Below are 25495 nucleotides of genomic sequence, written 5' to 3' on the forward strand. Positions count from 1 at the left end.
CAGTTTTTTTCATTAAGCAGTCCAAAAAAAGGGGTAGAAAAGGAGTTCGAATAAGCTTGCTAAGATCTGTTATAACGTGGCGAAGGTAATTGTTCAGCTTTATTTAAGTATTCGTTAAGATTTTGGACCATGGAATGGTAAGATGTGTTCCTTATACTTTCCTTCAGGAACGTACATAAGGAGGCAGTCGGGATGGGATCCATACATCATGCGAAACGGAATATCAGGCTTACGATGGCATGGCCGGCAATCATTGTGATGGTTGTTGGTGTCATGTTGATATCGGGATGTGCAGAGTTCAAAATGTCCCGCGAAGATACGCGGATTGAGAATCGATCCGCTCAGGGGATGGTGACAGCAAGCAATAGAAGCACGTCAATGACTCCAGCATCCTTTCTCGAGCAGTTATGGGGGGACATATCGGACGGGGTGACGAACCGCACCAGAATAATGATAGGCAGGCCAACGCCGAGCCGTACTCTATCCGAAGCGAGTTGGCGTATGGAGGTACGATAATGCGGAGAAGACGGCTAATTGTGAATTTGCAGCAAGAATCATTTTAACGAGAATCTTTTGTGAATGTACATGGGCAATAAGAGATGGATAGACTCCTTTCCTGGAAGGGAGTTTTTTTGTTTTGATTTTGGAACAGTTTGCCTTATAATAGCGTTTACATTATATAGGCTTGTATGGGAGAGGATGGTTTCTGTGAGTTTACGCGTATCGATCCGAAAGCGACTATTCATCGGAATAACGGCAGCCGTCTGTATTTTACTTGTTGGGCACCCAACTCAGCGGACACAGGAAAGCGCACATGTCGTATTCGCTGATGCTGCAGAAGCTGAGGGCTTTACATCCGGCCAACGGGTTACGATTCAGCAGAAGGCTGCATTGTTTCCTAATGCGCTTAGTAAGAATAGCCATCTGACAAATCTCAAGGTGAGCTATTACGGCGCCAAGGGAGAGAGGCTCCGGCTTACCTCCGTGAAAGGGGAATTAGCCTTTATTCAGTCCGATTCCCGGGGAGATTTGTGGCTCCCGACATGGTATGTATCCAAGGAAGCAGCCCAAGTGAAAGAAACGTTCCCGCTCTCGCTTCAACTGCGCAGCAGCGGTAATATATATCTTGCTCCTGGAAGCGCAATGAAATGGCCGGTATCCCAAACCGGAACGTCGCTCATCGCCGTAGCGCAGTGGAAGGACTGGTACGGCGTCATGGTCGCACCTTCCAAGTGGAAGGAAGATTACCGGATCTACCGCCCGGCAATGATGTGGGTACAGGGTAAGGACATAACGGCCAAGAAGGCGATGCCTGATGGGCTGCTCGATGGAAATTCGGAAGTAACGACGGATGTGGTACGCAACTTGACGGAGCTTCTTTTTAAGAAAGGGACTCCTTCTTCATACGTGAAAAAGCTGCTCGGTGAGCCGCAGGTAAGGGAGACATCGCGGAATCAGGAGATGAGCTCCAATAAACCGATGATACTCGGCAACACCTGGAGATATGAGCAGCGGGATGTCCATTATACCGTGACGTTCTCCCCATCCGGAAAGCTGACATCCAGCGAGTGGGTAATCCCTGGGACCGGATCCTTTGCGCGGAGTTACAGTCCTGGCGATGATTACGAGTTTACCTATCGTTTTGCCGCCGTGCCGCCTCAAAAGACGATTGAAGCTGAACCCGACTGGCGAAATCAGGGCAATCTGAATTTCACCTTCCTGCTTGAGGCAAGCGAGGATGTCCTGCTCCTCAAGGGAGATGATGGCGGATACAGCGGGATGCACGATAATTCTTCCCTGTATGCGATTGACCGCAGCACCGGCAAGAAGCTGTGGCAGGAGGATGCGGGATTTGGCTGGTATACGGCTTTCACGGATAAGGAGCGGAAGCATGTTACGATGTACTCGGCTTATAACCCGGAGGTTAAGGATTATGTGGCCAGAGTGAGGCATATTCGAATGTCGGATGGAAGAGTGTTGTGGGAGGTTAAGCCGAAGAATGAATTTGGCCTGACAATAACGGCTGCGGCCGATACAATTATTCTGGATGAGGCTTTGAATCTGAACGAAACCAAAAGCATGCTGAGCGTGCTGGATCAGGAAACCGGAAAGCTGCGTTGGAAAAAGACGTTGTCCGGCGAACACCGCTTGCTGAATGCAGGATCGGGTGATCCGTATGTGCTCGTCGAGCAGAACGGACAGCTTACCGCTTACGATCCGGTCACCGGCAAAGCGGCATGGAATGTAAAGGTTGGTAAGAGGGTTATGGACGATCCGACCCAAGATCCGTATTTTATCGGAGGGTATCGCTACAATCCGGTATCTCCTGTGGATATGACAACAAGATGGATGCTGCTTGGCAAGGAATGGGTTCTGCTCAATACGGAAACCGGGGCGCGCGAAGCCGTGTATCCGGCCCGTGAGATGGAAAGGTTCGAGGTGCTGAATGAGCGGTATCTATTGGTGCAGCGTGCGCTGAACGGGGAGTATTTCAGCGGGGCTACCGCTTACGAAAGCGTATTGTATGACAGCCTGGAAGATAAGGAAATGTGGACCGTGAGAGGCAAAGCCGCACGCGGCGTCATCGAGGGAGAACGGGTCTACCTTACGTTGAACGGCATTCCGGCAGCGGTGGATATAGAGAGCGGTAGCATCATATGGAAAATGGAGACCATTTCCAAAGCGGGCGACGATCTGTCCCATCCGGTTGGCAGCAGCTACGGATTCATGGATTCGTACCTGCTGGTAAGTTTGGGAAGCGATCTCGTGGTGTTGAACAAGGAAGACGGCAGGAGCTTGGGCAGATTGCATAACGTAATCACCGGCAGCGTCGATTTGCGAGAGGTGTATGCCAAGAACGGCGCGCTGAACGTAACGGAACGGGAAGTGCTCGTCGGCACGGTCAACGGAGCTTTTATTCGTTATGATGCCCGGGCATTAAAGGAACGCTTGGATGAGCTGTAATAGCTGTTATCGATAAATGACAAAAACCGTAGGGAGACGTTCGCAAAGGAGGAAGACTGATGGGCAAGAGGCTTAAGATAGCAGGGATTTCGATCATCAGCCTATTGTTGATCCTATGTTTGGGCTGCGGCAGCAAACAGTCGGCCAGTTATGCGTCTCTGTTAAAGTACGATGACCAAGAGTATATCGGAAAAGGCATTGAGGGTGCCGAGGCTTTTGCTGAGGCGGATTTGACCTTAGCGGGCACGATTCAGAAGCGGCTCGAACCAGATCAATACCCGGATACGCATTTATCGTCGAACGAGCTGCCGGAAGGCACGGAAATCTACGTAGTCGATGAACATACGTTGGTGGCATTGCAGGAAGGCCAAAGGTTCAAGGTGTTTGAGCGCATGGAATAAAACGAATGGATGGATAAGCGTCCCTGGCGTCTGGCGACAGATGCGGGGGCGTTTTTGGTTTTCTGCAATCTTGCAAATTTTGATATGGTTTCATTTCTATTCAATGGTATTATATTCCTGGTTCGAATGCACTAGATTTGAAAGACTTACATTCTGACAAGAGATGAGGTTCATAAACAGCGGATAAAAACCCCCTGTCTCCTTAACCCGGAGCCAGGGGGTTTTCGCTTCTAATCAACCCTGATTCCATGGAGTTCACACCGCACTCTCAGCCTCAGGGATAGGCACCTCATGCTGAACGGATTTTACCCGTTTGATGGAATAGTAGACCAGCCCGATTACAAGCCAGCCGGAGCCGAGCATCAGGGAGGAGAGATCCAGCAGCGTGATCAGATAGAACACGAAGCCGGCACCCAGCAACGGACATAACAGGCGCAGCAGCAGGTCTGTGGGCGTGCGTCGTTTTTCACGGATGATGTAATGAAAGATGACGGACACGTTCACAAACAGGAAGGCGGTTAGGGCGCCGAAATTCACGAATTTGATAGCTGTCTCCAGGCTGACAAACATGGCGGACAGCGAGATGATACTGGCGAGCACAATGTTGAAAACAGGCGTGCGGTATTTGGGATGGATGGAACCGAATTTCTTCGGCAGCAGGGACGTTCGGCCCATGACGAACAGCAGGCGGGTGACGGTGGTCATCGAGGACATGCCTTGTGACAGGACCGAGAAGATGATCACAAAGGTGAAGACCGATGCGAGCGCGCCTCCGCCGATGGATTGCATGAGCTCAAAACCTGCAGAGTCGATGTTGCCAAAGGCAAAGGACGGATACAGCTGTTGGATCAAATAAGCGGTGACAAAATACATCAGTCCGGCCAGGACCACAATGATGATGATGGCACGGGGGATGGTTTTTTTCGGATCCTTGGTTTCTTCAGCCATTGTGGTAATAGAATCGAACCCAAGGAAGGAGAAGCATACAAGCGAAGCGCCGGCAAGAATCGCCGAGAAGGAGACTCCCTCACTTGCGGCAAAAGGATTCAGGCCAGCCGTTATGCCGCCCTGCATGGCTTTATATACGAGAAGGGCGCAGAAGCCGGCAATAAAAACAATCTGCATCAGTACAAAAATTTTATTGACATTGGCGGAGGTTTTGATGCCGATAATGTTGATGGTCATTACGATGACGGTTAACAGAGTAACCCATAGGGCCGAAGGCACGGTCGGGAATTGGGCATTCAAGTTAATGCCGAACATGAGCACAGCGATGATGCAGGAGAACAGGTAGTCGAGCAGTACGGCCCAACCGACAAGGAAACCTAGAAAGGGATTCATCGCTTTGGTCACATAGGTATAGGCTGAACCTGACACTGGAAAAGCCCGGGCCATCTGGCCATAGCTTGCAGCCGTAAACACAATAGCAATAAATGCAAGCATGTAAGCCGCTAGCAGCATCCCCCCTGATCCTTCATGGAGTACTCCGAAACTCGTGAAAAAAATCATAGGTGACATCCAGGCCAAGCCCATCGTCACGACATGGGAAAGGGATAGATTTCGCTTTAATGTTATATTTTGTGACATGCGTTTTCCTCCTCCAATGAGAATGAATCTAAGGCAAATCGAAACATATGTCATGACATCTCACATTCTTACAGGGCTTTCAGAAAAAATCAAGCCTTTTTTTCACGGATCAAAGTGAATTCAATGTGTTTATGTTCATTTACCTTACATAATTGTGAGTTTCAAGCTGAAAAACACAAACAAAATTTATTTTTTAGCTTGTTTTTGTTGCAGGGTATAATTTATTGTGTTAGGATACTTAACATAAATAATTGAATAACAATGTTTTCTAGGGTTCCGAATCGCCTCTGCGGTTGACTGGTCCGAGAGAAAACGCATCGATGCTCGAATGGTCGATGTACACGGCGGGAAAAAAGCCCGGGAGAATCTATCAAATGATCTTTGATGTTTCTCCCGGGCTTTTTTCTATTTTTTTATAACAGGAGGAATTCAGATGACATCATCCTTTTCAATCACCATTCAACCAGGCGGCAAGTGGTCTGCTTATATCAGCAGAGGAAAATCCATGACGCTGACGGCAGCCGGTAACCGGGCGAATCTGTCGACCCTTCTCTTCCATGCTCCGTATCCTTCGGAGCGCTACAATATGCCGGATACGCTGAAGGCTCAGCATACCGCGATGCTCACGGCGGGACATGTGCTAATGAGTGACCAGGGGAGAGTGCTGGCATCTATCACCAGGGATTCGGTCGGCTGGCATGATCCGTTATCGGGTTATACCACCCGGCAGAGTACGGACCAGAAGTATGGTCGTACCAGCTACCAGAATGAGCGGAACGCCTGGCTGCGCAGCGGAGAGGAAAATCTGATTGTGGAAATGTACCGCCACCAGCTTACGCCGCGGGATCTGAGCGCTCCGGTTAATTTTTTCTCCAAAGTGGTTTGCGAGCTGGATGGGACCCTGCGGTATGAGGAGCAGGAAACGGCAGGAAGTTCTGTGACACTGCGTACGGAAATGGATGTGCTGGTGGTGTTCTCCAATACACCGAACCTGCTCGACCCGTCCCCGGACTACCCGGATGCGGCGGTTGAGATCCGAGTGACCGATGCGGAGGCAGTGCAGGAAGATGATTCTTGCGTACAGCATTGCGGTGAGAATCGGCGTGCTTTTGAAAATACGTGGAGCGCTTATGCTTTAATGAAAGGGGCGAATTAATATGGGCATGAGTACATTTGAGCCGACACGCAGCAAACGGAATCCAGCGAATGCTGTTTATGATAAGACGATTCCAGCAGGAGAAGGATGGCTGTATGATCTGCTTCCCGGTCAAGTGCTGCGGATCGTGGATGTGGAAGGGAACCAAGCGGTGGATACCCTGTTCTACTCCACAGAAGATCCGGGTGATCATTACAGTGCGATCCGAACGATTACAGGACAGCAGAATCTGTATTTAACGACAGGATCTCTGCTAATTGCAGAATCAGGCCGGGAACTGCTGAAGATTACGGCAGATACCTGCGGTCGTCACGACACCATTGGCGGTGCGTGCTCGGCACAGAGCAACACCGTCCGCTATTCGCATGATACGCTGCCGATGCATAACTGCCGGGATACATTCATGCTTATGCTGTCCCAGCGACATGAATTTACGAAGCGGGACTTGGCCCCGAATGTGAACTTCTTCATGAATGTGCCGGTCACACCGGAGGGGGAGCTCACCTTTGCAGATGGCGTATCCGGTCCAGGACGCTATGTAGAATTGACTGCACTTGCACCGGTCACCGTGCTCATCAGCAATTGCCCTCAGCTCAACAATCCTTGCAATGCTTACAACCCAACTCCCGCACAGGTTCTGATCTGGGATGAAGAAGGGGGTAAAGGGGATGTTTAACAAAATTCTGATCGCTAACCGCGGCGCGATTGCAGTACGGATTATCCGCACTTTGCGGAGCATGGGCATCTCATCGGTTGCTGTGTACACGACAGCAGATCGCGACAGCCTACATGTGGAGTTTGCAGATGAAGCGGTACTGATAGGAGAAGGCCCTGCCAAAGAGAGTTATGTCAATGCTGAGCTTATTTTGCAAGTTGCTCGTGAGACCGGAGCCGATGCCATTCATCCCGGTTATGGATTCCTGAGCGAGAACGCTGCTTTTGCCAGAGCCTGCGTGGAGCAAGGAATCACGTTTATCGGGCCAACACCTGACCATATCGAGCTGTTCGGCCTTAAGCATACGGCCCGTTCCATGGCAGAGAAGGCAGGGGTTCCGATGCTGCCGGGGACCGGCCTGATGAAGTCGCTGGAGGAAGCAATTGAACATACGGGGAGAATCGGGTATCCGGTCATGCTCAAGAGTACAGCGGGCGGCGGCGGCATCGGGATGCGGATCTGTGCAGATGAAGCTACTCTACGTGACGCATATGATTCGGTAACGCGGCTGGCTACGGTGAACTTTAACGATGGCGGCGTGTTCCTGGAAAAATACATCGCGCGTGCACGGCACGTCGAGGTGCAGGTTTTCGGTAATGGCGATGGGGAAGCGGTAGCGCTTGGGGAGCGCGACTGCTCCGTGCAGCGCCGCAACCAGAAGATCATTGAGGAGACGCCTGCACCGCTGCTGCCTGCGGATGTACGTAGGGAGATGCATGAGAGTGCGCGCCGCCTGGCGCTTGCCGCTGGATACCGCAGCGCGGGAACCGTGGAGTTCCTGTATGATCCGGAGCAGGAGCAGTATTATTTCCTTGAGGTGAACACCCGGCTTCAGGTCGAGCATGGAGTGACGGAGGAAGTGCTCGGGATTGATCTGGTGGAGTGGATGGTTCGTGAGGCAGGCGGAGACTTAAGCGATTTGGGTGGTCGGGTTCGAGAGCCCCAAGGTCACAGTCTTCAAGTAAGGCTCTACGCGGAGGATTGTGCCAATGACTTCCGTCCGGGTGACGGCCGGATCGACGGCATGGTATGGCCTGAGAACACGCGGGTCGAGACATGGATTCAGAGCGGACTAGAGGTAACGACGCTATATGATCCGATGCTGGCCAAAATTATTGTGCATGCAAAGACCCGTAAGGATGCAATTGAAGCGATGATTACCGCTCTGCAGGAGCTCCGAGTCTATGGCGTGACGACAAATCAGTCTTACATCGAAGCCTTTTTGCACACGGATGCTTTTGCGGAAGGTCTCGTAAATACTAATATGTTAAACGGATTCCAGCCCCCCGAGCGTGCTATTGAAGTGCTGGATGGGGGAGTTCAGACAACGGTACAGGATGTTCCGGGAAGAATCGGCTATTGGGATATCGGAGTTCCCCCTTCCGGGCCGATGGACGCCTTGGCCTTCCGGATCGGCAACCGTTTGCTCGGCAATGAAAAAGGGGCAGCCGGTCTCGAAATGACACTTCGAGGCGGAACCTACCGGTTCCGGTGCGACATGCAGTTCTGTCTGACTGGTGCGGACATGTCAGCGACGCTGGACGGGGTCCCAGTTCCCATGTACACACCAGTTACAGCAGGCTCAGGCTCCATCCTTGTGCTTGGTGAAGCGGCAGCGGGCATGCGCACGTACCTTCTTGTAGCTGGCGGGCTTGACATGCCGCTTACGCTTGGAAGTGCATCCACGTTTACGCTTGGCGGATTTGGCGGTCATACCGGCAGCGCGCTTCGTACAGGTGCGGTACTGCGCGTTCGCAAAGGTACTGGCACAGCGCTTGGTGCGCTGGCCATGCGGTCCCGTCCGGAATTGACTCGGGAATGGAGCATCGGGGTAATTCCGGGACCTCATTGTACAGAGGAATATCTGCTGCCTGCCTATATGGAGCAGCTGACCGGGACCGAATGGGAGGTTCACTTTAACAGCTCAAGGACCGGGGTCCGTCTGATAGGGCCTTTGCCGCTATGGGCCCGTGAGGATGGGGGCGATGCAGGACTGCACCCGTCGAATATACATGATAATGCCTACGCCGTTGGTGCGCTGGACTTGACCGGTGACATGCCGATTCTGCTCGGACCGGATGGCCCGAGTCTGGGCGGATTTGTCTGCCCGGTAACGACGGCGACGGCAGAGTTCTGGAAGGTTGGTCAGCTTCGTCCCGGGGATAAGGTACGCTTTAAGTTAATCACCGTAGAGGAAGCGGGGCAGCTTAGAGCAGCACAAGAGCTGTTCCTGGATAACCTGGATGGAGGGGCGAAACTGCCTGCCCTTCCGAAAGAGTCGAAGAAAGAGTATATGCCGCTCCTCGCCTATGAGGAGGAAGGCAGACGCTTCCCGATAGCCATTCGATGCTCTGGCGATGAGAATGTTCTGATTGAGTACGGGGAGCGGGAGCTTGATCTGGTGTACCGGTTCCAGGTCTATGTGCTGATGCAGGCTGTGAAAGATAGCGGGAAGATCCCTTATATCGAAATGACGCCGGGTATCCGCTCCCTGCAGATTCATCTGGATGCTGCCCGAATGACCGTGAAAGAAGCGGTGGCGCTCATTATGGATATTGATCTTACGCTGCCAACGCTAGATTCGATTGAGGTTCCTTCCAGGATCGTGAAACTCCCATTGTCCTGGGATGATCCTGCCACAAAGCTAGCAATTGAGCGTTATCAGCAAAATGTTCGCCCCGACGCGCCGTGGTGTCCAAGCAATCTGGAATTTATCCGCCGGATGAACGGGCTCGGTTCACTGGAGGAGGTGGCGGAAATTGTGTATAACGCCTCGTATTTAGTCATGGGATTGGGAGATGTTTATCTTGGTGCACCGGTTGCGGTACCGCTTGATCCACGCCACCGGCTGGTGACCACCAAATACAATCCTGCCCGGACCTGGACCCCGGAGAATGCCGTTGGCATCGGAGGTGCTTACCTCTGTGTATATGGAATGGAAGGCCCTGGCGGATACCAGTTCGTCGGTCGTACCGTACAGATGTGGAATAAGTTCCGGCATACGGCAAATTTTGAGCAGGGCAAGCCGTGGCTGCTGCGCTTCTTCGACCAGATTCGGTTCTATCCTGTATCTGAAGAAGAGTTGTTGAAGATGAGAGAAGATTTTCCGCGCGGCGAATTCAAGGTTGAAGTCGAAGAGACGACATTTAATCTGGGCAAGTACTTGGCTTGGCTGAATACCATTGAGGAGGAATCTTCGGCGTTCAGGCAATCGCGTCAGGCTGCATTTCAGCAGGAACGTGCCTACTGGAAGGAGCTTGGGATTGCAGAACACGTGTCAGAGCCGGAAGCTGCCGCAGCACTTGCGCAGGAAGTGCTGCCGGAGGGAAGCCTCGCTGTGAACAGCTCCATGTCCGGCAGTGTATGGAAGGTGCTTGTACAACCCGGGCAAAAGGTTCGGAAGGGTGAAGATATTATAATAGAAGAAAGTATGAAAATGGAGTTTCCGCAGCAGGCTCCATTTGACGGAGTAGTTGCATCGGTGTATGTATCATCCGGGGATCAGGTAAGGGCCGGTGACTGCGTTGCAGCCATTTATCCTGCGGAGGAGGAGGCGACAGTATCATGACGATTGAAGCGGTTCCTGCAGCGATATCGATTGAAGCTTTACGGAAGGGGTATCGTCATGGCGGGTTTACGCCTGAAGACGTGATTATGGCTATTGTTGAGCGGGTGGATCGGGAGCGGGATAGCAGCATCTGGATTCTACCGCCAACGCTTGATCGGATAAAGCCGTATTTGGAGCGGCTGAGCGATCTGAATCCGGTTGAATCTCCTTTATGGGGAATTCCATTTGCGGTCAAGGATAATATTGAGGTGGCAGGTTGGCCCGTGACCGCGGCGTGCCCGGATTTCACTTATGTACCGGAACAACATGCTGCTGTTGTCGAGAGACTCATTGCGGCTGGAGCTATCCCTGTTGGAAAGGCCAATCTGGATCAGTTCGCCACAGGACTTGTGGGTACGCGGAGTCCATATGGCGCAACGCATAATGCGCTGAGTCCCGAGTTAATCAGCGGCGGATCGAGCTCCGGCTCAGCCGTTGCCGTAGCCTGCGGTCAGGCTGCCTTCGCGTTGGGGACGGATACCGCAGGCTCGGGCCGGGTGCCCGCTGCGCTGAACGGGCTTGTTGGTTACAAGCCGGCTGTAGGCGCCTGGCCTTCACAAGGCGTGATCCCGGCATGCCGCAGCCTGGATTGCGTCACCGTGTTTGCCCGCTCCGTAGAGGATGCAGAGCTGGTGGACGGAGTCGTTCGCGGGTACCTCGCCAGCGATCCGTATTCCAAAGACCGCCCGCTCGGCCGACCTATGCTGCCAGTCACATGGCTCTTTCCATCGGAGCCGCCGCAGTTCTTCGGCCCGTTTGCATCAGAATATGAAGCGGCATGGAATCGGGCGAAGGAAACCCTCATTCGATCCGGCGTCAAAGTAAAAGAGGTGGATGTATCCTTGCTGCAGGAAGCGGCTGCCCTGCTCTATGAAGGCCCTCTCGTTGCGGAGCGATGGTCACATCTTGCGGACTTCATCGAGAGTCATCCCGGCTCGGCAACTCCGGTGACTGAAACCATTCTTCGCTCTGGAGCCAAGGCAGAGTTTACAGCAGCAACGTTATTTCAAGCACAGCACCGCCTGGCCGACATTCGTCGTCATACGGAAGAAATGCTTAAGGGCGGTGTGCTTGTCCTTCCGACATGTGGAGGCACTTGGACCCGGGAGCAGGTGAATACTGATCCGATTGCAACGAATAGCCAAATGGGTTTGTACACAAACCACTGCAATCTGCTTGATTTAAGTGCGATTGCCATTCCCGCCGGTTTTGCCAAGGATCGTCTGCCGTTTGGCATCACGCTGTTTACGCTGCCTGAGGAGGAGGCTAATATGGTGGCCGCGTCGCGCTTTTTTCTGAAGCAGACGGAGCTGATCACCGTGGCTGTCTGTGGACTCCACATGCGAGGGATGGTACTTGAACCGCAAATGACTGGGCTTGGTGCAATTTTCGTGGAGGAGGCCGTAACTGCTCCGAAGTACCAATTGTTCCAACTGCCGACGGCCCCGCCCAAACCTGGGCTCGTGCGGGTAAGAGAAGGGGGCTCATCGATGGCCTTAGAGCTGTGGGAGATGTCGGCTGATGCCTTCGGCATATTTACAGCCTCCATTCCAGCCCCGCTGGGGATTGGCAAGATTGAATTGGTCGATGGACGCTTAGTTTCAGGATTTGTCTGTGAGTCGTATGCCGTAGAAGATGCGCTCGATCTAACCTCTGCCGGAGGGTGGAGAAACGTGATGGAGAATGTGTGAACAGAATGCTTTAACTTGTACGAGGATAGTGCCCGTTGTTCCGAGGTGCAGCTTATCCGTTGAACAAGAAAATAGAAATAGACCGCTCCTTCCATGGATAACGGTCTATTTCTTTTTTATATCGTCAATCCCGTCCATTTCCAATAAGAGTAGTAGAACAATAGCATAACTACTATATAAACGGGCATTAAAACAATACTGAGCTTCACTAAATCCTTAGCCTGATAGGAAACATGCTCATCTTCGTAAAATAGGAGCAGTGCCTTTGAACTTACTGGAAATGTAATGCAGTAGTTCATGCCTACCAGCGTCAAAAACACCACCGAAGGCGCATGAAGTCCAAGAATCTGGCTCAGCACAATAAAAGCCGGCGTCATTACTACCGCTCTGGTTGTATGCGACGTAATATATAAGTGTGAGGTAACCGATATGAGGATCACGATGAGCACCGTCATAAATGTGGGGGCCGCTTGCAGAAAACTTAGTTTACTGAATACCATATGCTGAAGCCAAGCAACCACGCCATTCTCAACAAGTGCTTTTCCCAGTGCCGTAGCTGCGGCGACAAAGAGGATCAAATTCCAAGAAACACTCTGTATGCCCTGCTTCCATCCCATTATCCCGATAGAGGGCAGCATGAAGAGCATGGAGCCAACCATGGTAATAAAGGCAATGTCATAACCGTGCAGGGCTTCAGTCATCCACAGGATCACTAAAACCGCAATCATAACGATGGTTTTCTTCTCACTGTTGGTTAGAGGGAGCTTTTCTACATTTTTATATTCAGAGGTCATGACTTCGCTGCGCGGTTCATTTCTCCAAAACATGATTTTTATGAATACAAGAGCCAGACCGCACATGACAAGCGCGAAGGGCGCTCCCCAAAGAAACCATGTTACATACGAAATATCTTCACCGGTTGCCCCGTTTAATAACCCGATGCCAATGATGTGAGAGCCCGCCCCGATGATCGTAGCCGATGAAGCGAGTAATATCATAACGGGAATGAGCATCGCGACTGCTCTTTTTTGCTGCGAATTCCTTAATACACTCTGAAGCTCTTTCACCACAGGTAACGTTAGTGCCGCCCGGCCGGAAGTAGACGGTATAAAAAAAGTTAAGGGCTGGATGACCAAAGCGAGCCACCCCAATAAATGCTCGGGTTTGCCGGCACGCTGTAACACGAAGCGAGTACATCGCGAGGCAAGTCCGCTGGTTTTTACACTTTCACCGATTATAAATGAACCTATCATCAACCATACGATTTCTTCAGCAATGGATTCGTAAAGTAATGAAGCGGATGAGCCCTTCAATAAGACTATGCACATCAGGGCGCCTAAAGCAATCATCCCGGCCGGCAGGCTGGAAAAAATCCACAAAACCATGGCTATGATAAAGAATAAGAGGGCTATTTTTCCTGAATAAGATAAACGATCGACAGAAGCGATCCAAACACTGCATCCTGCAATACCCAATACAATCCACCAGGTTTTTGGGGAAAAGCGTTTGGTAGACTGGACTGCCTCTGATCCGAGGGCAGGCTTGCCCAGCTCTTTTCCCGTAGATCGTACGTATTCAGGCTCCATTATGGTCGCTTCCCTTCGACAAACGACCTATGGGCAATCTGATATCCGATACGCACATGCCGGAGCGCAGCTTCGGTACTATCTGCAATCCATAGGGCTGCTTTTTTGATGGCTTGATCTAATGAGGTCGGTGTTTGAATAATGCTTGAATACGCATCGATTCCATTTTCATAATTGATTTCAGCATTTTCGCCGATCGTTCCGGTGATTGCAATAACCGGGATTCCTTTTGATTTGGCAATTCTCGCAACCTCAGAAGGTATTTTCCCGTTTGGGGTTTGGTAATCCAGACAGCCCTCTGCCGTTAACACGACATCCGCTCCAAGGATATGCTCTTCGATATTTATGTATTGCATGATGATCTCGTAACGTGGGTGAAGCTTAGCCTTGGTGAAAGCGGCCAGTCCTGCGCCTAAGCCCCCGGATGCCCCGCTTCCAGGAGCATGGGTTATATCCACTCCAAGCTGGCTGTGTATCAGATAGGCATAATGATGAAGAGCGCCTGCCAGTTGCTCCACTTCTGCTTCAGTAGCTCCTTTTTGCGGGGCAAAAACGTGAGCAACGCCATCCATTCCGCAAAGGATGTTATGCCAATTGCAGGCCACGTCGATCTGCACATCCCGAGGTCTTGGATCTAATCCTGCCAATTCAATGGTCTGCACTTTATGTAAATCCCCGCCGCCCCTAACAAAGACCGGTTTCCCAGCTTCATCGCTAAACACTGCTCCCAAGGCTTGTGCCATTCCCGCACCACCGTCGCATGTTCCGGAATCTCCGCAGCCGATCAAGATATGGTCGACGCCATAGTCCAGTGCCCCTTTGATGAGCTCCCCCACGCCATAGGTGGTCGTCCATAAAGGGTTGCGACGGTCTCTTGGAACAAGCTTCAAGCCTGCTGCTGCAGCCATTTCGATGACCGCAGTCTTTTTATTATGTTCAGTGTAGACTCCGAAGCAGCTCGTGATAGGTTGACCGACTGGCCCGGTTACTTCCATATGATACAGCTGTCCTTGCTTTATATTGACGATGCTCCTAGCAAATCCTTCCCCGCCGTCAATCATAGGGATAACGGTAATGCTTGCATCCATATGTAAACGATGAACGCCCCTTTCCATGGCTTCTCCCACTTCATCGGCATCCAGGCACTCTTTAAATCCGGATGGAACCATAACGATTTTCATATCTTTTCCTCCTGTTGTCTGTTGTTGCTTAAACTTTAAAACAGAAAGAGGAGAGGACGGTTAGAGATGAATTAGAATTTGCTGTGAAATAATGCCATGACCGGGTGCCGTGGAATAAGAGGAGATTCCGAATGGTTTCTATTAAGAATATTATAACTAACATCAAAATATAGTAAAAATGACGAACCCGATCATGCCAAGGGGATTCGCTATCCTTAAATTTTAAATACAAAGGGGGGATATTTATGAAGCGAAGGATACCACCTAACCGATCTCCTGAGTTAGGAGCTGCTTCCCCTCCTCCCAGGAGGCATACCCTTTTTTGGAGGCTGTTCGCGAACTATTTCCTCCTGATTCTCATTCCGGTCATTGTTGCATGTGTGCTTGCACAGGTGCTTGTCGTTCGAATCATTGAAAAGGATGCGGAGCGCTTCAACAACGTCATGATGAGCCGGTTCTCCGAGCAGACCGACACAGAGCTGCAATCGTTGAAGACCCATATGATTAATATCCTCAGCACCTCGAGACTGCGAAGCGTGCTCCTCACACCCATGGCTTCATCCCCGGACCGTCAGCTCCTCCCGGAGCTGCTTCATTCGCTGCGGGAACAGCTCCAGCAGCTGGAATCGGATGATTTGGTTGATAGAGCATCCTATTATTTTGTACACGAGGACCTGATCATTGATTCCGAAACGTATACGAATAAATCGTATTATTTCTCCTCCCGATATCCCATGGATTTGAACCGCCGCAATAAGCTGGAGGCTGAACTGTCCGGTAAGAAAATGATGGACTTTATGGATTCTTCAGCCACCTTAACGGCTTCGATGAGCTATCCATTCAATACCGCCGCACCTGAAGTATATCTCCTGGTCGATGTGAACCCAGACAAGCTTCAAGAGCAAATTCATATTACGGAAAACTGGGTTAACGGTACTGCAATTGTGGATGATGCAGGAAAACTGATCTCTCAAACCGGATTGACCGAGCAGGATCAGCAAGCGCTGCAGCAGCGAATCCGCACAGAGGGCATGGCCCCGCAATTTACGATATCGGACAAGATGGGGCTGTCCTTCCTAACTTCGAGCTTTGACGAGTCTTGGCATTATATCAGCATGATTGATTTAGGAACATTAATGAAGCCGGTTTATATTACCCGCTTGATCAGCTGGTTGTTCCTTATCTTCTTCCTGACTGTCGGCGCTCTCGCCTCGTATTATTTAAGCCGGCGATTATATCGGCCGATCCGGGAGATTAGGGAAGGGCTGAAGCCACATCACCTCTCTGGCGAGGCACTCCGTCACGAAGGAGATGAGTTTGATGTCATCAAACGCTACTCCCAGTTCATCATGACGGAGAATAAAGAGCTGTTCCAGATGGTGAGCGGGATGCTGCCGATTGTGCAGGAGCAGTTTTTTACGAAAATATTACTGGGCCAGTATCGTGACGCATTATCGATTGAATACTACGCCAAGGAGATTGAGTTTGCCTACAGCCATGAAGCGGCCAGAACCGTCCTGTGCATCTCCTTCCACTATGATCCGCCCGTGTACGATGGGGCATCGGAGTCGACCAAGACGTTTCTGCTCACAGAGCTGAAGGACAAGATCCACCAGCTGGCACCCGGTATGTTGTGGATCTGCCAGACAAGGCCGGATATACTCGCTTGCATCGTTCAGCATGATCCGATTCGGGAAGACCACCCGGAGTATATGGCGGAAAGCGTTCGACTCATTTTCCTGGAATATAGCGCTTATTATAAAGCGACCATCGGTATCGGCAAAACCGTTCACGCCATGGAAGAGCTGCATCTGTCCTATGAGCATGCCGCCGCCATGCTGAAGTATCGGGGACTGCACTCTATGATTGAAATTTGCACGAGTCAGCCTAACCGGGAGCTGCAGCAATGGGACCCTTTCTTGTCCGTGCAGGAGGTCCAGCGAATTCTCAATCAGTACAAAACCAGAGAGTACGACAAGCTGCTCCAATCCGTGTTTGATCTGTTGGAGGAGGGGAAGCGCAAAGACGCGGCAGCCGTGCAAATGAAATATTTGCTCGCTGACGTGCTGAACACATGGATCCGGGCGGTGGAATCAGAGCGCAATGAACTGAACGTTCCTTATTATTCGGGTCTGTTTGAACGAATGAATCGCTGCATGACATGGGACGAGTTAAAGCGCTGTTTCGAGGACATACACGGGTTTCTGTTCCGGATGCCGCAGGCTAACAGCCGCAGTCAGCAATTCATAGAGATTGTGGACTACATCCACAAGCATTATGATCAAGAGCTGTCGATTGAGTATTTTGCAGGCATGATGAACATGTCCATAGGACATTTCAGTCGGACCTTCAAGGAGGAGGTGGGTGAAAAATATGTGGAATATATCGCGAAGTACCGGTTGATGAAGGCCAAGCAATTTTTGCTGGAGACCGATCTGAAAATGGACGAGATTGCCGAGAAGGTGGGGTATTGGGGCAGGAATTCGCTGATTCGGGCTTTCCGCAGATACGAAGGCATAACACCTGCAAAGTACCGGAACATTCACCAATAAGGGAAGAAGAGACTGCATTATTTTCTGAAGTCTCTTTTTTTGCATTCGGCTGCCGATAAAGCCTTGTGCTAACAGGCCTGCAAAAGAAGTGTCTCGATGAAAAGATGCACGCTTTACGCCTTGAAGCACGGCTCGTATAGTGGGGACAACAACGAATCTCCGCAATCGTGGAGATGCTCAGGCTAAGATTCTTTCGTTCATCTTAAACAGAATTGGAGGTGGGGATGATTGGCGCAGCTATCGCGGATCGGGTATGTTCTGAAAAAGCATAAAGCGCTGTACTTGCTGATGCTGCCCGGCATTTTGTACTACTTGATATTCAAGTACGCGCCGATGTATGGCATTATCATCGCCTTCCAGGACTATTCGATCGGCCGGGGCATTCTGGGAAGCGAGTTTGTCGGACTGAAGCATTTGATTGAATTCTTCTACGTTACTCCCGATGCATGGAAGCTGATTCGCAACACGATCATGCTGAATGTGTACGACCTTCTGTTTCATTTTCCCGCCCCTATTATTCTGGCGGTCCTGTTCCATGAACTGAAGGGCAAATGGTTCAAACGATTTGTGCAAAACATCAGCTATATGCCGCATTTCCTCTCCACCGTCGTTATCGCCGGCATACTCGTTACCTTTCTTTCGCCGACAACCGGAGTTGTCAATCATCTGCTCGTCAAGATGTTTGGCATCGAGCCCATTATGTTTCTAGGTATGCCGGAGTGGTTCCGTACAGTCTATGTCGGCTCCGAGATCTGGCAGAAGGTGGGCTGGGGCACCATTCTCTATCTGGCAGCGATTGCCGGAATCGATCCAACGCTGTACGAAGCGGCCAAGATGGATGGGGCGAACCGCTGGCAGCAGGTCCGGCATATTACGTTCATCGGCATGGTTCCGGTCATGATTATTCTGTTCGTGCTGTCGCTCGGTAATTTCATGGAGGCCAGCTTCGAGAAAATACTCTTGATCTACAACACGATGAATTACGAAACCTCGGATGTCATTAACACCTTTGTCTATAGGCGGGGGATTCTTGATGCCGATTTCAGCTTCGCAACAGCGGTGGGCCTGTTCCAATCCGCGATTGGCTTCATTCTGGTCGTTGCGGCGAATCGGATCGTACGCAAATATTCAGAGACCAGCCTGTGGTAAGGGAGGTGTGTGATGAAGAAGCAGGAAAGCTTGGCCTCGAAGGTGTTTGATGTATTGAATGTGGTGTTCATGCTTGTGCTTGTCATCGTGATGGCCTATCCGATGGTGTATGTATTTTCGGCATCGATCAGCAACAATGCCATGGTAGCGAGCGGTGCTGTCCTGCTCTGGCCGAAGAAGATTACGCTGATCGCTTATGAGCAGCTCATCTACAATCCGGATCTTTGGGTGAGCTATTGGAATACGATCCGCTATACATTTGTCCATACGGTATTAACCCTGATTGCGACGTCTGCGATGGCATACCCGCTTGCGAAGCGCTGGCTGCCCGGCCGGAGGGTGATCTTGTTGATGGCGGCTTTCACCCTTCTCTTCAGCGGGGGAATGATTCCGACCTTCCTGATCGTTCAGAAGCTTGGGATGCTGGATACGATATGGGCGATCGTGCTCCCGTCGTTGATCAGCACCTGGTATCTGTTTATTATGCGGACATTCTTCGAGGCGCTGCCGGAGGAGCTTGAGGACGCAGCCGCCATCGACGGATGCGGGTCCCTGCAAATCCTGGTGCGGATTGTGCTGCCGTTATCCGTGCCGGTCATGGTCACGATCGGCCTGTTTACGGCTGTGAATCAATGGAACTCCTTTTTCAGCGCTCTCATCTATCTGAATGACCGCGATATGTACCCGCTGCAAATTATGATGCGCAACATCCTGATCGCCGGTACGAATGTGCAGGGCGAAGGGGACCTGACCCATTTGGAAACCTTGAAGTACGCCATGATTATGATTGGTACACTGCCGATTCTGTGCGTCTATCCGTTCATCCAGAAGTATTTTGTACAGGGCACGATGATTGGGGGGATCAAGGGGTAATGCAATAAGCTGCGAACGAGATCGAATTTTGCAAAATGCTGAGTTAGAAAAGGGGAGGTTAAGGAATGAAGCGAACGGGGTTCAGAATGGCGCTCACGATTCTACTGCTCTGCGTAATGCTCGTGACAGGCTGCACAGGCGGAGACAAGAAGGATACGGGCATGTTAAGTCCGGACAATCCGGTTACATTCTCGTGGCTGGTCTATGACCGGGTGGAGGGCAAGGTACGGGATGATTGGGAAATATTCAAAGAAATTGAGGCCAAGACGGGCGTTAAGGTTGAGTTCCAGATCGTAAGCCAGGAAGGTCTTGACGAGAAAAGGCAGATCATGATTGCCACGAATACCGCCACGGATTTTATCCAGGTGCCGACGCAGGACGGCCGGGAGCATGGGCCGGAGAAGGTGTTCCTGAATCTCAATGATTATTTGGATCGGGCTCCGAATCTGAAAGCCTTTTACGAGAAATATCCGGAAGCCAAAGCGCTGGCAACGGGCACGGACGGAGGTTTGTATACCGTACCTGTCCTGGAAGGGGATGCGGAGGGCAAGGGCTTCAACTTTATATGGTATGCCCGCAAGGACATCATGGATCAGCATGGGATACAGGCTCCGACCACGGTGGATGAATTTTATCAATATTTAAAAACACTCAAAGAAAAGGTGCCGGATTCATATCCGCTGATCTCGAACGCCATTGTCGGGGATACAGGGCTGTATACAACATTCGGACGAATCTTCACCGGTATCAGCGGCTTCTACAATCTGGATCCGACAACGGATCAGTACGGGTTCGCTCCTTATCATGAGAATTATCAGGATATGCTGGTGTTTCTGAATAAGCTGTACGCAGAAAAATTGCTGGATCCGGAATTCTCACTGCTGACGCAAGCGCAGTGGGAGGAGCGCATTCTGACGGGCAAATCCTTGGTGACGTTTTTCTGGAAGGCGGATCTTGAATCCTTGGTTGCCAAGGCGAGAGGAGCCGGTACGGCGGAATATGAGCTGGACGCGATTCCATCCTTTGCCGCCGAAGGGATCAAGAACTATCAGTTCTCCCGTCCGGTCGTTGGCACCGTCGGCCGAGCGATATCGGCCAAAGTGAAGGATAAGGAGCGCGCCGTCCAATTCCTCGATTATCTGGTCAGCGAAGAAGGAACGAATTATTTGTCCCTAGGAATCGAAGGCAAAACGTATACGATGGAGGACGGCAAAGCGGTATATAACAAGGAGTTCGGCGAATCTCCGTTTAATGCGCTGCGCAAGGACTGGGGCGTCTGGTATGACCTGATCACGCTGAATAACGCCAAGTCGCGGGAAGTGTGGGAACGCGGGTTAAGCGAGAAGAGCAAGGATATCAATGCACGGTATGAGCAGTATATCGTCCCGGCACCAAAGCAGATCGTTAAGACGGAAGAGGAGCTGGAGCTTGAGAAATCGAAGCTGAACAATCTGAACAAATTCCTTGAGCAGAAGGTGACGGAGTTTGTAACAGGCAAAACACCGATTAATGATACAACCTACCAGCAATTTATTGACCAGGCCAAGAAACTCGGCTCCGACGAACTCCTTGCCATGTATAACAACGCATATACGCGCACGTATGGCGGGAAGTAATCTGTAATGGAGATGGAGGAATGGGACATGGACGACTACAAAATCATCGATGTCGATGTTCATAATGAACAGGATGACAGGGCGCTGCTTCCTTATCTGCAGGAGCCCTGGCGCTCGCGGGTGGCCGCCTCTGGTATCGGCTATGCCGGCTCGGGTTATTACTCGCCGATCGGCGTGATGAAAAAAGACTCGATCCCTCCGGGGGGAGGCAAAGCCGGCTCCGATCCCGATTATATGATCAAGCAGCTGATCGAAGGCTACAATCTGGATTATGCCGTGCTGACGGGGGTCGTCTACAACATTTCATCAACGCATGATCCGGATTACGCGGCAGCCATATGCTCGGCCTATAACGATTACCTGATAGCCGAGTGGCTCGGCAAACATAAAGCGTTCAAAGGCGCAATGGCGGTAGCCACCCAGGATCCGCTGCTGGCGGGACGCGAGATCGACCGCATCGGCGGGCACCCGGATATCGTGGAGGTGATGATCTCCAGTGCGGCGCGTTCGCCGCTGGGGCAGCGCTTCTATCACCCGATCTACGAAGCGGCGGAGCGTAACGGGCTGCCGCTCGCAATCCATCCGGGAGCTGAGGGAGGCGGCAGCTCGACCGCTCCCACCGCGGCCGGCTACCCGACCCGCTACATTGAGTGGCACACCTGCCTCTCCCAGATGTTTATGGCACATCTGGTGAGCATGGTATGCGAGGGCGTGTTCGTGAAGTATCCGAACCTGAAGGTGGTTCTGGTTGAAGGCGGAGTCGCTTGGCTGCCGGGCCTGATGTGGCGGCTGGATAAAAATTATAAAGCGCTGCGCGCAACCGTTCCCTGGTTAACGAAAATGCCAAGCGAGTATATTCGGGAGCATTGCTACTTATCGACGCAGCCGATTGAGGAGCCCGACAACCCGCAGCATCTCATCGATCTCTTCAATATGATCGATGCGGAGAACATGCTGCTCTATTCCAGCGATTACCCGCACTGGGACTTCGACTCGCCTGGCCATATTTTACGGGGCCTGAAGCCGGAGGCGCGGCGAAAGGTTTTTTATGAGAATGCGAAGCAGCTGTACAAGTTGGATTGAGCGGAACGGATAAATGGATAAATGGATGCACGGTATCCGTATGAAAGCTTGCTTGAATAATTGAAGCTGGGGTTATGGGTAAAGCAAGGTCAGACCAAAGACGGACCAAAGATGAGCCAGAGACATACGAAAGACGAACGAAAGGCGAGCCAGAGAAAAACGAAAGACGAACCATAGGCGAGAGAAAGTCGAAACCAAAGATGAGAGAAAGTCGAAACCAAAGTTGAAAGAAAGGCGAAAAAACGTCGAAAACAAAGGTGAACTAAATTCAAAGCAAAGTTGAACCAGAGGCGAAAGAAGAAGTTCGAAAACACAAAAACAAAGTTGAACCAAAGGCAAAAGAAGAAGGGCGAAAACAAAGGCATAACAAAGTTGAACTAAAGTTGAACCAAAGTCAAAGCAAACTCAAAGCAAACTCAAAGCAAACTCAAAGCAAACTCAAAGCCAAACCCTACAAAGCTGGGCGCATAGGCAAGGAGGTGGCATATATGGCGGTACATTACGTGCTGGCGGAGGAGGACGTTCCGGAGGGCGGGCACGCGGTCGTGAACATAGAGGGACGCGAAATCGGCATCTATCAGGTCAACGGCGAGTATCACGCGATTCTGAACTACTGCCCGCATCAGGGGGCGCCAATCTGCGCAGGACTGGTCTCCGGTACGACGCTTCCTTCGGAGGTATACGACTACGAATACGGCCGGGCAGGCGAAATTGTCCGCTGTCCCTGGCATGGATGGGAGTTTGACCTGCAGACCGGCAAGTCGCTGTTTAGCGACCGCATCCGGGTGAAGAAGTATAAGGTGGAGGTCCAAGAGGGCAGGATCGGGGTGGTGATGGGGAGGAAATAGGCGGGGAAATGAAGGGATGTAATTCATGGGGCTGATGGTACATTACTACCCATGGGCACTCAAGTTACTTGTGTCAACTTTTAACGGACCCTAGATCCGTTATTTAAGATCAAAACTCGATTTTTTACAATGTACCGGACTCCAGATCCGCTATTGTGCGAATTACGGGTGCCAATACCAATAAAAACAGCAAATAAGGTCCTCTGTGTCCGCTAAAGCTACCCATAGGGCTATTTTGTACAAAATAAGGTATTCTGAGTCCGTTAGAAAGTCCTCACGACCATAGAGCAAGAGGACTTAGGGACATATGGAATGATATTTGTACATCGTGCGCACGATTCGTGGTTCGGGGCATGCTTGGATGGCTGTTGACCATATGGCGATCATATTTTTGGACGTCCGGTTCACAGTGACCTGCTGCTCATTGCACTGTTCGTCTAAGTGGGTCATAGGTACGGTGCGTAGTCCGGTGACGGCTTGGATGGCTCCGATTGAAAAAAGAGCGAGGATGGTGGGAGTGAGTCCCTCTTACTCGCTCTTTTGGTCATAGCGATTTTAGAGAACGGTTTATTGTTGTCGAAACAAGATTACGCTAGCGTATTGGGTGCTCCTCTTAAGAATGAAATACACTAATGTTCAACCGGCTTCATAGATCTGGCGACTTCAATCATTTGTTCCTTAGTCAAAACGACGCTGCTCATTTCAATGTAAGTATCACCTTGAATCCATTTCAGATAGCCGCCATTCTGTTTTTTAGTGGCCCATGACTCAAATCGCCCTTCGATATCATCCCATGTGACCAGCTCCCCCCTTGTATCAAATGTAAATGTACGCTCTTTTTGTTTAGTTGAGCTGGTGTTATTTTTGATATCTATGTTTGTAATGGACTGAGTGAACCTGTAACCGTACGCTTTATGTTGTTCGACTCCCATTAAATAAATGGATCCAGACATATCAAAGTAACTAAATCTGGTAAAGGTAATTTTTTTCTCGCCGGGTTTATACGGATAAGGCACGGGAATGTCCAGTTTCCAATCGGTCTTCGGCAGTTGAGGCGCATAAATAACAAAATCAGTGTCTTTACTGAGCTGGTGCAAAACTTGATCATCTGCAAACGCCGACTGCGTTAATCCAAATAAAAGCAGGATACACATTAGGGCTAATGCGATCTTCTTCATCTTCTGTTTATTCCCTCCATACTGGAATGTTTATCCTAGTTTTACCACGCTCAACCGATTTATCCTTTCGTATATAACACGAGGTTGAAATAAAAGAAAAGACTATGGTATTCCGTAGCCTTCTCATTAGATAATCTATTAGTGAGTGTAAATAATTTACTGAAAAAGAATCCCTCCTCACACCACCTGCGACAGCACCAAGCCCCCGTAAGCGAACGCGGCCAGGATCACCAGCGCCGGGTGGATCTTGCGGATGTTCATGGCCCAGAAGGCGACGGCGGCGATGCCGAGGGATTGCAGGAGGCCGATGGAGATGACAGAGCTTTGGCCGATCTGCCATGTCAGAGTCAGCATCATGATGGCGATGACCGGCTGAACCAGCAGGGTCATGCCTTTGACCACGGGCGACGTGCGGTATTTCTGCAGCAAATTCAGCAGCCAGATAAGCGCTACCGCGGAAGGGATGACCGTCGCCGCGAGGGCGAGGGTCATGCCCATCCAGCCGGATACGCCATACCCGACAAAAGCGGCGATTTTGGTGGCGATCGGACCGGGAAGCGCGTTGCCAAGGGCAAGCATGTTGGAGAATTCCGGGTCGGTCAGCCAGCCGTGATGGGTGACGATCTCTTTGTACATGAGCGGGATCGAAGCGGGGCCGCCGCCATAACCGAGCACGTTGGAGACAAAAAAGCTGACCAGCAGCTGCAGCCATTCTTCCATCAGGCGGACCCCTCCTTATCCCGTCTTTGTTTTTTGAGTTTGGCTACGGTTCTAAAATGCACGGTGCCATAAGCAAGGAACAGCATAATGACGAGGGCCGGATGGAGCTGGAAACGCTCCAGCAGGAGAAACGACACCACGAAAAATCCGATCCCGGCATAGATGCCGAGCCCCTTTACAGCTTTCTCGCCGAATTCGTAAGCCATCGTGCCCAGCATGACGGCAATAACTGGCGTAACGCCGGCAATCATGCCCGCCACCACTTTGGAGCTGCTGAGGAATGTCACGGCCGACAGCAGCGCGATCATCGCAATACAGGTTGGAAGGATATGCGCCAGAACAGCGACCACCGCGCCAAGCACCCCTTTTTTTCGGTAACCGAGATAGGCGGCCATCTTCGTGGCAATCGGACCCGGAAGCGCGTTGGCCAGCGCGAGCACCTCTCCGAATTCATCGTCGCTGAGCCAGCGGTAACGAACGACGGCCTCGTGACGGATCAACGGAATAACCGAAGGCCCGCCGCCGTAGCCGAGTATGCCGGTTCGGAACATGCCGAACGTTAATTCCATGTATGGGTTGCTAGTTTTA

The 25495-nt window shown here is 51.2% G+C and carries 19 protein-coding genes and 1 riboswitch; of the genes, 13 read left to right on the forward strand and 6 right to left on the reverse strand.

The window, feature by feature from the left end; genetic code table 11:
- The first annotated feature begins 192 nt into the window (after window positions 1–192).
- The 3 genes from AC0VZ8_RS06625 to AC0VZ8_RS06635 all read left to right on the forward strand — a co-directional run bounded on the left by AC0VZ8_RS06625 (window position 193) and on the right by AC0VZ8_RS06635 (window position 3365).
- Entirely contained in the window at window positions 193–516 is a 324-nt protein-coding gene (locus tag AC0VZ8_RS06625) for a hypothetical protein (protein ID WP_475486432.1), read from the forward strand.
- Between the two features lie 192 nt (window positions 517–708).
- Window positions 709–2964 (forward strand): outer membrane protein assembly factor BamB family protein, encoded by a 2256-nt coding sequence (locus AC0VZ8_RS06630; protein WP_475486433.1) that lies wholly within the window; start codon window positions 709–711, stop codon window positions 2962–2964.
- Between the two features lie 59 nt (window positions 2965–3023).
- Window positions 3024–3365 carry a hypothetical protein gene (locus AC0VZ8_RS06635; protein ID WP_475486434.1) on the forward strand — a complete coding sequence of 114 codons (342 nt, stop codon included), beginning with the start codon at window positions 3024–3026 and terminating at the stop codon, window positions 3363–3365.
- A 255-nt stretch (window positions 3366–3620) separates the two neighbouring features.
- Here AC0VZ8_RS06635 and AC0VZ8_RS06640 read toward each other — a convergent pair whose 3' ends face one another.
- A complete protein-coding gene (locus AC0VZ8_RS06640; protein WP_071221186.1) occupies window positions 3621–4952 on the reverse strand; it encodes an APC family permease in 1332 nt (443 codons plus the stop codon).
- 257 nt (window positions 4953–5209) lie between these two features.
- Window positions 5210–5318: riboswitch (guanidine-I (ykkC/yxkD leader) on the forward strand.
- Between the two features lie 67 nt (window positions 5319–5385).
- Here AC0VZ8_RS06640 and AC0VZ8_RS06645 point away from each other — a divergent pair.
- From AC0VZ8_RS06645 to atzF, 4 genes are read left to right on the forward strand one after another with little or no spacing between them, the layout of a single operon-like run.
- Window positions 5386–6108 (forward strand): urea amidolyase associated protein UAAP1, encoded by a 723-nt coding sequence (locus AC0VZ8_RS06645; RefSeq protein WP_071221185.1) that lies wholly within the window; start codon window positions 5386–5388, stop codon window positions 6106–6108.
- 7 nt (window positions 6109–6115) lie between these two features.
- On the forward strand, window positions 6116–6784 hold the full coding sequence (locus AC0VZ8_RS06650) for an urea amidolyase associated protein UAAP2 (RefSeq protein ID WP_071221597.1): 669 nt from the start codon (window positions 6116–6118) through the stop codon (window positions 6782–6784).
- Entirely contained in the window at window positions 6777–10391 is a 3615-nt protein-coding gene (gene uca, locus AC0VZ8_RS06655; protein ID WP_475486435.1) for an urea carboxylase, read from the forward strand. Before AC0VZ8_RS06650 ends, uca begins: the two co-directional genes overlap by 8 nt.
- Entirely contained in the window at window positions 10388–12121 is a 1734-nt protein-coding gene (atzF, locus tag AC0VZ8_RS06660) for an allophanate hydrolase (RefSeq protein WP_475486436.1), read from the forward strand. Before uca ends, atzF begins: the two co-directional genes overlap by 4 nt.
- Before the next feature lie 116 nt (window positions 12122–12237).
- On the opposite strand, the gene AC0VZ8_RS06665 is transcribed toward atzF, so the two are convergent.
- On the reverse strand, window positions 12238–13707 hold the full coding sequence (locus tag AC0VZ8_RS06665; RefSeq protein WP_475486437.1) for an SLC13 family permease: 1470 nt from the start codon (window positions 13705–13707) through the stop codon (window positions 12238–12240).
- Entirely contained in the window at window positions 13707–14888 is a 1182-nt protein-coding gene (locus tag AC0VZ8_RS06670; protein ID WP_475486438.1) for a glycerate kinase family protein, read from the reverse strand. Before AC0VZ8_RS06670 ends, AC0VZ8_RS06665 begins: the two co-directional genes overlap by 1 nt.
- A 245-nt stretch (window positions 14889–15133) precedes the next feature.
- Here AC0VZ8_RS06670 and AC0VZ8_RS06675 point away from each other — a divergent pair, with 245 nt between their 5' ends.
- From AC0VZ8_RS06675 to AC0VZ8_RS06700, 6 genes are all read left to right on the forward strand, one after another.
- Window positions 15134–17440 (forward strand): helix-turn-helix domain-containing protein, encoded by a 2307-nt coding sequence (locus tag AC0VZ8_RS06675; RefSeq protein ID WP_475486439.1) that lies wholly within the window; start codon window positions 15134–15136, stop codon window positions 17438–17440.
- Between the two features lie 228 nt (window positions 17441–17668).
- Window positions 17669–18589 (forward strand): ABC transporter permease, encoded by a 921-nt coding sequence (locus AC0VZ8_RS06680; RefSeq protein ID WP_260067014.1) that lies wholly within the window; start codon window positions 17669–17671, stop codon window positions 18587–18589.
- Between the two features lie 12 nt (window positions 18590–18601).
- Entirely contained in the window at window positions 18602–19462 is an 861-nt protein-coding gene (locus AC0VZ8_RS06685; protein WP_071221179.1) for a carbohydrate ABC transporter permease, read from the forward strand.
- A 65-nt stretch (window positions 19463–19527) separates the two neighbouring features.
- The gene (locus tag AC0VZ8_RS06690; protein ID WP_475486440.1) at window positions 19528–21078 is read left to right on the forward strand and encodes an ABC transporter substrate-binding protein; all 1551 of its coding nucleotides are present in this window, start codon (window positions 19528–19530) and stop codon (window positions 21076–21078) included.
- Between the two features lie 27 nt (window positions 21079–21105).
- Window positions 21106–22161, forward strand: coding sequence for an amidohydrolase family protein (locus AC0VZ8_RS06695; RefSeq protein ID WP_475486441.1), 1056 nt, complete (start codon window positions 21106–21108; stop codon window positions 22159–22161).
- Window positions 22162–22649: 488 nt separating this feature from the next.
- On the forward strand, window positions 22650–23009 hold the full coding sequence (locus tag AC0VZ8_RS06700; protein ID WP_071221177.1) for a Rieske (2Fe-2S) protein: 360 nt from the start codon (window positions 22650–22652) through the stop codon (window positions 23007–23009).
- A 629-nt stretch (window positions 23010–23638) separates the two neighbouring features.
- Here the strand turns inward: AC0VZ8_RS06700 and AC0VZ8_RS06705 are convergent.
- From AC0VZ8_RS06705 to AC0VZ8_RS06715, 3 genes are all read right to left on the reverse strand, one after another.
- Window positions 23639–24187, reverse strand: a complete 549-nt coding sequence (locus AC0VZ8_RS06705) for a hypothetical protein (protein WP_475486442.1) — start codon at window positions 24185–24187, stop codon at window positions 23639–23641.
- Window positions 24188–24364: 177 nt separating this feature from the next.
- Window positions 24365–24907, reverse strand: coding sequence for a chromate transporter (locus tag AC0VZ8_RS06710; protein WP_475486443.1), 543 nt, complete (start codon window positions 24905–24907; stop codon window positions 24365–24367).
- On the reverse strand, window positions 24907–25476 hold the full coding sequence (locus AC0VZ8_RS06715) for a chromate transporter (RefSeq protein ID WP_475487652.1): 570 nt from the start codon (window positions 25474–25476) through the stop codon (window positions 24907–24909). Before AC0VZ8_RS06715 ends, AC0VZ8_RS06710 begins: the two co-directional genes overlap by 1 nt.
- Between the last annotated feature and the right edge of the window lie 19 nt (window positions 25477–25495).

The sequence above is a fragment of the Paenibacillus sp. QJM3NY_38 genome (assembly GCF_056173265.1).

Excerpts from the sequence above, each read along its gene's own strand:
- AC0VZ8_RS06625 (WP_475486432.1), top strand. The coding sequence starts at position 193 with ATGGGATCCATACATCATGCGAAACGGAATATCAGGCTTACGATGGCA.
- AC0VZ8_RS06635 (WP_475486434.1), top strand. The coding sequence starts at position 3,024 with ATGGGCAAGAGGCTTAAGATAGCAGGGATTTCGATCATCAGCCTATTG.
- AC0VZ8_RS06640 (WP_071221186.1), bottom strand. The coding sequence starts at position 4,952 with ATGTCACAAAATATAACATTAAAGCGAAATCTATCCCTTTCCCATGTC.
- AC0VZ8_RS06645 (WP_071221185.1), top strand. The coding sequence starts at position 5,386 with ATGACATCATCCTTTTCAATCACCATTCAACCAGGCGGCAAGTGGTCT.
- AC0VZ8_RS06650 (WP_071221597.1), top strand. The coding sequence starts at position 6,116 with ATGAGTACATTTGAGCCGACACGCAGCAAACGGAATCCAGCGAATGCT.
- uca (WP_475486435.1), top strand. The coding sequence starts at position 6,777 with ATGTTTAACAAAATTCTGATCGCTAACCGCGGCGCGATTGCAGTACGG.
- atzF (WP_475486436.1), top strand. The coding sequence starts at position 10,388 with ATGACGATTGAAGCGGTTCCTGCAGCGATATCGATTGAAGCTTTACGG.
- AC0VZ8_RS06665 (WP_475486437.1), bottom strand. The coding sequence starts at position 13,707 with ATGGAGCCTGAATACGTACGATCTACGGGAAAAGAGCTGGGCAAGCCT.
- AC0VZ8_RS06670 (WP_475486438.1), bottom strand. The coding sequence starts at position 14,888 with ATGAAAATCGTTATGGTTCCATCCGGATTTAAAGAGTGCCTGGATGCC.
- AC0VZ8_RS06675 (WP_475486439.1), top strand. The coding sequence starts at position 15,134 with ATGAAGCGAAGGATACCACCTAACCGATCTCCTGAGTTAGGAGCTGCT.
- AC0VZ8_RS06685 (WP_071221179.1), top strand. The coding sequence starts at position 18,602 with ATGAAGAAGCAGGAAAGCTTGGCCTCGAAGGTGTTTGATGTATTGAAT.
- AC0VZ8_RS06690 (WP_475486440.1), top strand. The coding sequence starts at position 19,528 with ATGAAGCGAACGGGGTTCAGAATGGCGCTCACGATTCTACTGCTCTGC.
- AC0VZ8_RS06695 (WP_475486441.1), top strand. The coding sequence starts at position 21,106 with ATGGACGACTACAAAATCATCGATGTCGATGTTCATAATGAACAGGAT.
- AC0VZ8_RS06700 (WP_071221177.1), top strand. The coding sequence starts at position 22,650 with ATGGCGGTACATTACGTGCTGGCGGAGGAGGACGTTCCGGAGGGCGGG.
- AC0VZ8_RS06705 (WP_475486442.1), bottom strand. The coding sequence starts at position 24,187 with ATGAAGAAGATCGCATTAGCCCTAATGTGTATCCTGCTTTTATTTGGA.
- AC0VZ8_RS06710 (WP_475486443.1), bottom strand. The coding sequence starts at position 24,907 with ATGGAAGAATGGCTGCAGCTGCTGGTCAGCTTTTTTGTCTCCAACGTG.
- AC0VZ8_RS06715 (WP_475487652.1), bottom strand. The coding sequence starts at position 25,476 with ATGGAATTAACGTTCGGCATGTTCCGAACCGGCATACTCGGCTACGGC.